This window comes from Dyella choica (assembly GCF_003977665.1).
Taxonomy (GTDB): Bacteria; Pseudomonadota; Gammaproteobacteria; order Xanthomonadales; family Rhodanobacteraceae; genus Dyella_B; species Dyella_B choica.
Window position 1 is genome coordinate 336,411 of record NZ_RYYV01000003.1, and the last position, 9,409, is coordinate 345,819.

General features: G+C 59.0%; 5 protein-coding genes. 2 read left to right on the plus strand and 3 right to left on the minus strand.

What is annotated here, in order from left to right:
• Positions 1-513 precede the first annotated feature (513 nt).
• Positions 514-3,603 carry a TonB-dependent receptor gene (locus tag EKH80_RS05940; protein WP_230473447.1) on the plus strand — a complete coding sequence of 1,030 codons (3,090 nt, stop codon included), beginning with the start codon at positions 514-516 and terminating at the stop codon, positions 3,601-3,603.
• A 116-nt stretch (positions 3,604-3,719) separates the two neighbouring features.
• On the opposite strand, the gene EKH80_RS05945 is transcribed toward EKH80_RS05940, so the two are convergent.
• The 3 genes from EKH80_RS05945 to EKH80_RS05955 all read right to left on the minus strand — a co-directional run bounded on the left by EKH80_RS05945 (position 3,720) and on the right by EKH80_RS05955 (position 7,871).
• The gene (locus tag EKH80_RS05945; protein WP_126683803.1) at positions 3,720-4,313 is read right to left on the minus strand and encodes an NAD(P)H-dependent oxidoreductase; all 594 of its coding nucleotides are present in this window, start codon (positions 4,311-4,313) and stop codon (positions 3,720-3,722) included.
• A gap of 148 nt (positions 4,314-4,461) precedes the next feature.
• Positions 4,462-6,228 carry a chloride channel protein gene (locus EKH80_RS05950; RefSeq protein WP_126683874.1) on the minus strand — a complete coding sequence of 589 codons (1,767 nt, stop codon included), beginning with the start codon at positions 6,226-6,228 and terminating at the stop codon, positions 4,462-4,464.
• An 863-nt stretch (positions 6,229-7,091) separates the two neighbouring features.
• Positions 7,092-7,871 carry a YiiX/YebB-like N1pC/P60 family cysteine hydrolase gene (locus tag EKH80_RS05955; RefSeq protein ID WP_126683804.1) on the minus strand — a complete coding sequence of 260 codons (780 nt, stop codon included), beginning with the start codon at positions 7,869-7,871 and terminating at the stop codon, positions 7,092-7,094.
• An 823-nt stretch (positions 7,872-8,694) separates the two neighbouring features.
• Here EKH80_RS05955 and EKH80_RS05960 point away from each other — a divergent pair.
• Positions 8,695-9,171 carry a hypothetical protein gene (locus EKH80_RS05960; RefSeq protein WP_126683805.1) on the plus strand — a complete coding sequence of 159 codons (477 nt, stop codon included), beginning with the start codon at positions 8,695-8,697 and terminating at the stop codon, positions 9,169-9,171.
• Positions 9,172-9,409: the final 238 nt, after the last annotated feature.

Below are 9,409 nucleotides of genomic sequence, written 5' to 3' on the forward strand. Positions count from 1 at the left end.
TTCTCTCCGTTGGTTGGTCAATATCTATCCGCCTACGCATGCTTGATCCTTGTAGGCGTCGAAATGGTTGTGGGCGTAAGGGTATTTGTCAATTTCAATTCGACGATTGCGGTCCTTCAAGTATCAATAATCATGCTTGATTATTTGTTATGGATGACGATATCTGCACGATGAAGGTTGGAAGGGATTTTGCTATTTGCGCGACCGTCGGTTTTAACGTTGTGCTTAATTGTCTGCTTTTGACGCGCAAAGCCGCAGGGGTGCTCTCCTTGGACTATTTCCTAGGAATTTTTCGTAATAGATTTTTGTTGGGATCGAAATCTGATTGTCCGGTCGATTGTGCGGAATTATGCATCGTCGATGTCGAAATAAATATTGTATTTTTCGAATAGATAAAAACGATCTTTGCATGTTTGATAATCGTTGACATTTAATTATTTCGTCCACTACGGTCGAATACGCTTTTCAAAAAAAGCGAAAATGATTTCAACTGCAAGGGTTAGGGGAGGGTGTATGGGCATCAAGAAAGTTGCGTCCGTGTATCGGGCGCCCATGCGGCGTGGCGCGCTGGCGGCGGCGATCGCGGTGGGGTTTGGTTTTGCGGGGAGTGCCGGCGCGCAGTCGACCACGGGTACGATTTTCGGTCAGGCGCCAGTCGCCAGCGGCGAAACGGTGCGAGTGGTAGGCGGTTCGGGTTTCGATCGCACCGTCCCGGTCGACAAGTCGGGTCGCTACAGCATCAACTTGCCAGTGGGTACCTACGACTTAAGCCTGCTGCAGGACGGCAAAGTGGTCGATAGCAGACAGGGTGTGACGGCTCTGGCGGCCGGATCCGTGACCATCAACTTCGCGGCGGCCAACGCTGTCAACCTGTCGTCAGTGACGGTAACCGCCAACGCCGTGCCACCGATTGATGTCAGTTCCACGCAGGAGACCACGGTGATCACCGCCGCGCAGCTCAAGCAGCTTCCGCTGCAGCGCAGTGGTGCGGCGATCGCGCTGTTGGCGCCTGGCACCGTGCCGGGCTCCGGTTCATTGGGTGAGGGGCCGACGGGGGAGCGGCTGGTTTCGTTCGGTGGTTCGTCGACAGCCGAGAACGCGTACTACATCAACGGTTTCAATACTTCCGATCCGCTCGGCAACTCCGGCGGCGTGACGTTGCCCTATGGGGCGATCTCGCAGCAGGAAACGCTCACCAACGGCTATGGGCCGGAGTATGGACGCTCCACCGGTGGCGTGATCAGCCAGATCGGCAAGAGCGGTGCCAATAACTGGCAGTTCGGTGGTGCCGTGTTCTGGCGGCCTTCGGGCGTGCAGGGCACGACCAAGAACATGTACTACGAAAATCCGCTGACGCCCAAGTACTACGGCAAGGTTTACGACTATCGCAACAGCAATACCCAGTGGGAACAGATCTACGACGCCTATATCGGCGGCCCGCTGATCAAGGACAAGCTGTTCTTCTTTCTGGCTGCCGAAGCGGATCACTACAATACACAGACGGTGACGACGGTCAGCAGTTCGCACCAGAACCACAACCACTCGTCCTATCCCAAGTACTACGCCAAGCTGGACTGGAACATCACCGATTCGAATATCCTGTCGTTCACCGGCATCAGGACATCGGATGATTTCAACGGTACCTTCTACCACTACAACTACGCTACCCATAGCCCGGGTAATTTTGCCGGCTACCAGCAGTCGACCAAGAACACGTTCACCATCTACAGCGGCAAGTTCACCTCGTACATCACCGACGATCTGACCTTGAACGCCTTGTTTGGCAAGATGGACGGTGTCTACTACACCAACCAGATCGGAGCGCCTACCGATCCGACCATTTTCAACGCCAATAACGAGGATCCTGCGCTGTGTCCGTCGCAGGCCTGCACCAGCAACAATGTCAATTCAAACCTGAATAATCCGAACCATAAGTCGGAAAATATCAACCTGCGCGTCGACCTGTCGTACAAGCTTGGCAATCACACGATCTCGGCCGGTATCGACAATCAGACCACGCGAGACATCAACGACGGAACGTTGATGACTGGCCCGGGTTATGCCTGGGAATACGGGGCCAGCAACCCTGGCGTTCCGATCGCTGGCACCAGTCCCAACGTCAGTCCCTACGTAGCCCCCATCAGCTCGCCGTACTGGGTGGACAAGTACATCTACGTCAACCAGTCGACGGTGCAGGTGCAGCAGCGCGCGCAATTCCTCAAGGATACCTGGCAAGTCACCCCGAACATGCTGTTGAACTTCGGTGTGCGTGATGAAGAATTCGTCAACTACAATCCGGCCAATCAGCCTTACGTTCGCCTGACCAAGCCGCAGTGGGCGCCGCGCCTGGGTTTCTCCTGGGACATCATGGGCGATTCCAGCATGAAGCTGTTCGCCAACGCGGGTCGCTACTTCCTGGCATTGCCCTCGGGCGTGGCCCTGCGCGAGTCGGCGTCGTCGACGTACACCCGTGTTTACTACACCTACACCGGTATCCAGTCGAACGGTGTGCCGACAGGGCTGCAGCCGATCTATTCGTACGGTTTGACGTCCGGCTACAACGTGCCGGTATCCGGCAACTACGCCTACGGCCAGCCGCTTGATCCCATCACGATCGCTTCGCGCAACCTCGGCGCCGAATATCAGGATTCCTATGTGCTGGGATTCCAGCAACAGATCAATCCCGCCTGGAACTACGGAGTTACCGCCACCTGGACCAAGCTCGGCCGCATCGTGGATGACACGGCCGAAGGCCCCTACGCGATCTGCAATGCGCTGCTGGCGGCGAATCCTGGCCTGGCCAACCAGTCGGGCGGCAATTGCGGTCCGCTGCTGGTCAACGGCAGCATCTTGATCAATCCGGGTTCCAGCAATCTGATCACGGCACGCAACACCAATGGCGGCTATGCCTCAGCTTGGATTTCGCCAGCGCAAATGGGATTCCCGCGGGCTTATCGCAATTACTACTCGCTGGAGTTGTTCCTGGAGCATCCCTGGGACGGCAAGTGGTGGGGCAAGGTTGATTACGTGTATTCCAAGAGCTACGGCACCAGCGAGGGCGTAGTGCAGTCGCAGACCGGCCAGGGCGGCACTTCCGTGTCGGCCACCACCCAGTGGGACTTCGGCCAGCTGATGGAATACTCCAATGGCCCGCAAACGAACTCGCGCAAGCACGCGTTGAAGGCTTATGGCACCTATCAATTCCTGCCGGAATGGTCCGTCAGTGGTTCGCTGACATTGGCTTCGGGTACGCCTAAGCAGTGCCTGGGCTACTACGGTCCGCAGGAAACCGACCCCGCCTCCTACGGTGGCGGCTACCATTGGTGTGGCGGCATGCCGTCGCCTCCTGGTGCCAGCGGTTATACGCCCTGGCTGCATACGCTGGATCTGGCGGTGGAGTACCGCCCGGAATGGGCAGCCAAGAAACTGGCCTTCCAGCTGCAGGTGCGTAACGTCACCAACGAGCAGAACCTGCTGTTCGTCAATCCGAACTACGGTACTTCGGCGGCACCCAGTGCGCTCTACAAGTCGGCCTACTATGCCTATGGCACCACGGTGGAGCCACCGCGTACGGTGCAGTTTGGCGTTACTTACGACTGGTAAGCGAAAGCATGGCGTGATGCAGCCGGTATTCGGCCGCATCCTGTTCCAACGAAAAGCCGCCGGGTTTTCGGCGGCTTTTTTTTTGGACTGCGATCAAGATTCTGCCTGTGCAATCCCTACATCCATTTGCAAAGAGTCGCCTGGATGCGTGCGCTAAACGCCTGGACTTGCGCCGCCGACAGCCGCTCCGCCCGGTATAGCGAAAGCATCTTGAAATCGCACGCAGGCGCACACGTGCCAAGCAATGCGGTCTTCAATATGCGCTTGACCGGTTGTCTCAGCACCAGCCGGTCCACCCACCAGGGAGAGCCGAGCGAGGTGATTGCACAAACTTTGCGCAGTTTGCGCAGTCTGGCCTGGATTGGGCCAAAGTCCGAGGCATGGTCATACGCAATGCCAGGCGCCCACACACGATCGAACCAGCCTTTAAGGACCGCGGGAAAGCCAAACCACCACGTTGGGAAAACCAGCACCAGCGCGTCGGCATCGACCAGTCTTTCGGCCTGCGCATGGATGGATGCCGCGTCGAAGCTTGGTTCGTAGTAGCTGCTGCGCTCATCCGGTGTCAGTGCAGGAGAGAAACTCGAACCGTAAAGGTCTTCCACCACAACCGTGTGGCCAGCTGCGGAGAGGGTGTCGACAACCGAACGCGCCATTGTCTGGCACAGGCTTGCGCTCAAGGGATGAGCGACGACGACCAGGCATTTCAAGCAAGCGCACTCCCGCAAAAAAACGCTGTTTACCTTACTGTATGCACGTCCGGAGGCGCGTAGGCTGGGATGCTAATCCCAGCTTTCCATGCTGCATCCCGGTGCTGGGATTGCCATCCCAGCCTACGCGCTGGAAGGGCGTGGCATATTAGGTCGCCGCAGGCTTTCTGCCCAGATGCCGCGATGCATTGCGCGCTTCGTGCAGTCTCCGCGCATGCGCCGCCAGCAGATCGCCGCGCGTGATGATGCCCACCATGCGATGCGGTGCCTGTCTGCTCACTACCACCAGGCGGCCTACTTCGCGTTCCACCATGTGATCGGCGGCTTCGCGCAAAGTGTGGTCTTCGCGCACCACCAGGGGAGCGCGCTGGATCAACGAGCGCACATTGGCATCGTAGGCGAGGCCGGCATCGTAGAGTTGGCGTCGCGTCACCACGCCAAGCAGCTGATCGTGCGCATCGACCACGGGGAAGCCCTGGTGCTTGGTGGCCGAGCCTTCGGAAGCGAGCCAATGGCGCACTTCGGTAAGCGTCTGGTCGGCGTGTAGGCTCACCACATTGCGGCTGCAGGCATCGCGTACATAGATCTGGTCCAGGTAATCAGCTGCGTAGTCGGAGGGCACGCGCACGCCACGGCGCACGATCTTCTCGGTCATGATGGTGTTGCGCATCATCAAGCCAGAAACCAGGTACGCGGCCGCGCATGCTCCAAGCAGCGGGAGCAGTCCGTGCGCTTGCTGCGTGGTTTCGAACGCGAACACTACTGAGGTGAGGAAGGCGCGCGAGGCACCGGCAAAAATCGCCGCCATGCAAACCAGCGCTGCCAGGTGCGGGTCCACCTGCAGCGATGGTATTGCGCTGGCCAGTGCCAAGCCAAGCACGCCTCCCGTCGCGGCACCGATGGTGAACAGCGGCGCCAGCGTGCCGCCCGAGGTACCGCTGCCCAGTGCCACCGACCATGACAGCAGCTTCAGCAGGCATAGCGTTAGCATCGCGGCCATGGTGAGTTCGCCGCTCAGCATGTGGGAGATGTTGGTGTAGCCCACGCCGAGCGTAAGCGGCTGGAAATAGCCCACTACGCCGACCACGATGCCGCCCAGCGCCGGCCACCACATCCAGTGGATCGGCAGTTTCTCGAACTTGTCTTCGATGGCGTAGGTGAGCTTGGTCACCCAGACGCTGAGCACACCCACCAGCGCTCCCATCAGCACATAGGCTGCCAGGGCTGGCAAGGTTGGCGTGGCGACGGCTGGCATCGGGAACATTGGCGCATTGCCTTCCAGCAGGTAACGGAAGCCGGTGCCGGCGGTGGCAGCGAGTGCCACTGGGATCAGCGAGCGCGCGCGGCGCTCGAACAGCAACAGTTCGATCGCCAGCAGCACGGCGGAAATCGGCGCCGAAAACACGGCCGACATGCCGGCCGCCGCGCCGGCGGCGAGCAAGGTTTTGCGTTCGTCGGCCGTCACGTGCATCAGCTGCGCGATCAGCGAACCGAGTGCGCCACCGGTGGCGATGATCGGGCCTTCCGCACCGAACGGACCGCCGGTGCCGATCGCGATCGCCGAGGAAACCGGTTTCAGCCAGGTCATGCGCGGGGGGATGCGGCTTTCGTTGAGCAGCACCTGCTCCATGGCTTCGGGAATGCCGTGCCCGCGGATCGCCCGCGAGCCCCAGCGCGCCATCACCCCTACGATCAGGCCGCCGATCACCGGCACCACCACCACCCACCACCCCAGGTGATTGCCCGCCGGGCTGGAGAAGTCATAGCTCCAGCGCCCGTAGAAGGCGAGATTGGTGATCAGACCGATCAGCGCGGTCAGCGCCTTGGCGACCAGCGAAGCGACCGCGCCCAGCAGTATGGCGACGAAGCCGATCCAGAGTACGCGCCAGTCCAGCGGGCGGAATTGGCGCGGCATGTCCGCGTCGGCGAGGGTGGTGTCGAGCGATGGCGCCAGCGGAAGCGATGCGCGGGTATGCGGCTCGTTGTGGGAGGAATGCATTTGGATGAGTTACCCCTGAAGTGCGCGGCAAGGTTACAGGGATGAGTGCGCGGTAGCTGGCTGGAAAATGAATTGCTGGATCGATGATTCCCTACTCGTGGGATCGGCTACCTTCTTCGACTTCAGCAGGGAAGGGGTGGCGTGTCGTCCCCTTGACATAAGTGCATGAAGAACATGGGTATTGTGTCCGCACTGGTGCGGCGGTGAACGCCTGAGTGCCATGGTTGGGACCAATTGCTGACCCAATGACAGCGTTACCGGCGAATTTGGGATCGCGAAAAGCGCCCATCCGATCAGGTCATCGTCGAAGAACTGCCTCCTATCGACTTCGGCCTGAGACACGCACGAGGGCGCGCTTTCCACCGAGCCGCCGATTCAGCCAGCCCCTGGCGACCATCATGAGCCCGGCGGCCTGGTCGCCAAGGTGCTGGATCGTGCCTTCTCGCCCTTCGCACCGAACAAGGCGCGGGCCACGTGCAAGCAGCCATCCATTTGCCCGCTCTGGCACATCGGCTATGGGAGTGGGCCGGGCATGATCAGTCCCAGCCATCCAGGGGCCATCGCAGAGCCCACACATGGGTAGATCTTGGCGTTGCTTAGCAATAGGCACACAGATGGAAATGCCCCCATCACCATAGTGATAAGCAAGGCGCCTACTCAAAGAGACCAAGAGATAGCCGTGGAACGGTCGACTTTCCCGCGGGCCAGGGAAGACCATCCCTAGCATCGTGCGATACGACATCTCGCCACCACGGCAATGAAGCCATGGCGGACGAATTTCATTTACGCTTGAGCTCGTAGAGTTCATCCCAGCACAGTTTTCGGTAGTCGAAGCCCGCGGGTAAATCCGGTTTGATGATCTGGAAATACGGCGAGATATCGAAGTCGCGCGGCGCATACAGACTACTGCTACGGATATGCAGAATCTCTGCGCAATAGGCATCTCGTCCTGGATGTTCTACCGGCACATGTTCGATATCAGGAAGAATGGGGTAGCGAATGTTTTGAAATAGCGTTGCAATCAGGCTTGAGCAGACGGCTTTGGTGGGGTCGCCACTGCCGAGCGCGATCATCCGCCGGCGCCAGTGGGTCGGCACCGGTGGCGTCGGAAGCAGGTAGCGCGCCAGATCGAGGAGATTTCCCAGGTCATAGGTCTGTCCAACATGGGTCAAAGCATCGGCGATCAGTCGTTGCACATCGTCAGATGTCAATCCCAACGGGCGGCAGATGCGTGTATGCACATATTCGTAGTGCGTCAGAGGAACCAGGCGCACACCCTCCTGCATATCGGCCTCGATCAACATCGGCATGTCGTGCCCTGTTTTAGCGCGTGCTTCGGCACCGAGATAAAGGGCTGCATGTGACCAAGTCGACTGAGTGAGGTACTTGATTGCCACGCTGACGCGCGATGATCCTTCGATCAGCAATACGTCACCGGGGAGCAAGATCGTCGCCAAGTGCCGTGCTGGCATCATGGCTACAGGTGCGTAGTGTTTCAAAGGCTTGCTAAGATAACGAGCAAGGGGTCGTCCGAATAGCCGCAGCAGCGAAGCGAGCATGGGGCACCCTTTGAACTTTGGCTGATCAGAGCCTACTGCGCTTCACAAACGCACGCCATTGACTGGTTGTGACGGCGCTGGCCAGCACGAGAACCATCGATCTTCCATGTATAACCTGATGGTGCTTGCGCGCGCTTCAGCCACCGGCGCCCGGCACCATAGCCTTGACCATATGGGCACGAAGAAAAGACCCTTCTGCCATGGGCACGCTGCTTGTTGCACCGTTCCGCGAGAACTGGCTCAATCCGCAGTCGCGAGGGGCTTGGTTCGTCATTGCGACCATAGAGATCAGCGGTTGGTCGTGTTCCGGCTTGTAATTGGCCATGGGCTATGGCATCGCCGATAGGTCGCCGGTCCATCCAATGGACGCACGACTATGGGAGTCCAATCATCTCGCGGGCGGCGGGCTACGCTTCACGCTCCGAACAAGATGGGGAGCTCACGCATGGTGTGCGTTGTTCAGACGTTTTTCGGAGAGGGTATTTCGTACCGCTTTATGGCGAGATTGATGATATCGGCGCTACCGGAAGCTGGTTGGCTCCGCGGCAATCGTTACCTCGTTGCCCTGAGATGAGATACCAATCCTAGAGTCGTGAACGGGGTGTTTCTACACGCCAATAGAACCCATTTGTTGTGCAGCCAACACGCTACGTAAGGAGCAGCGCTTGGGAATACGTCGGTTTCTTGGTGCGACGCTCATGTTTCACGTGACGCCATTGGTCGGTTCTTAACCTTTATCCGCCCTGGCAAGGAGGTCATCACGGAACGATTCCAAGCGTCGGCTTAGTATGGATTGCCGTCCGCTATCGAGGGAGTCGGGAACATGCCGAATCTCATGATTGCCAAGTTTGATACTCAGTTCGCTGCGGCCTCTGCCGAAGGAAAGCTGCTGTCGCGTGGACTGCCGCACGCGCATGTAACGATCAGCGTGGATGAAAGCGTGGGTAATTCGGCCGCAAGTTCCAGCGCGCCGACGTCGGTGGTCTCCAGCATCAGCCATCAGGGCCGTCGAGAGCATCGGAAGGTGTCGGAGCTGCGCTCGCCGAGCCGCCTTCCTGAGCCGGCACAAATGGGGCATGCCGTAGTCACTGTGGAGCTTGATGAGGAAATGACGGCCGACGAGGTACGCCATCTCATGGCGCTCGTTGGCGCAACATCCATAGAGCTCTCAAATAGGAAGGCTCCCATAGAGAATTCGTCGATGTTCCCTGAGCACGGCGCTAGCTCTTCGGTTGATGTGGAGCGGGCTATTTGCGCTACCAGGGGTGGCGAGGCACTAGGGCCACATTCCCGGCATTAGCCATCTAGTGGCGGTTACGTCCAGCTTCCATTGTTACAGGCCGATGCCAAGGTTAAAGGCCGTAGGGATGCTCTGATCTATTCCACGTACCCGTCACCGTAGGCTTGTGTCCGCACTGTATGCGCGTCTGGCGGCGCGTAGGCTGGGATGGCAATCCCAACATCGGGATGTTGGATGAAAAAGCTGGGATTATCATCCCAGCCTACGCGCCGCCAGACGCGCATACAGTGCCGCCCGA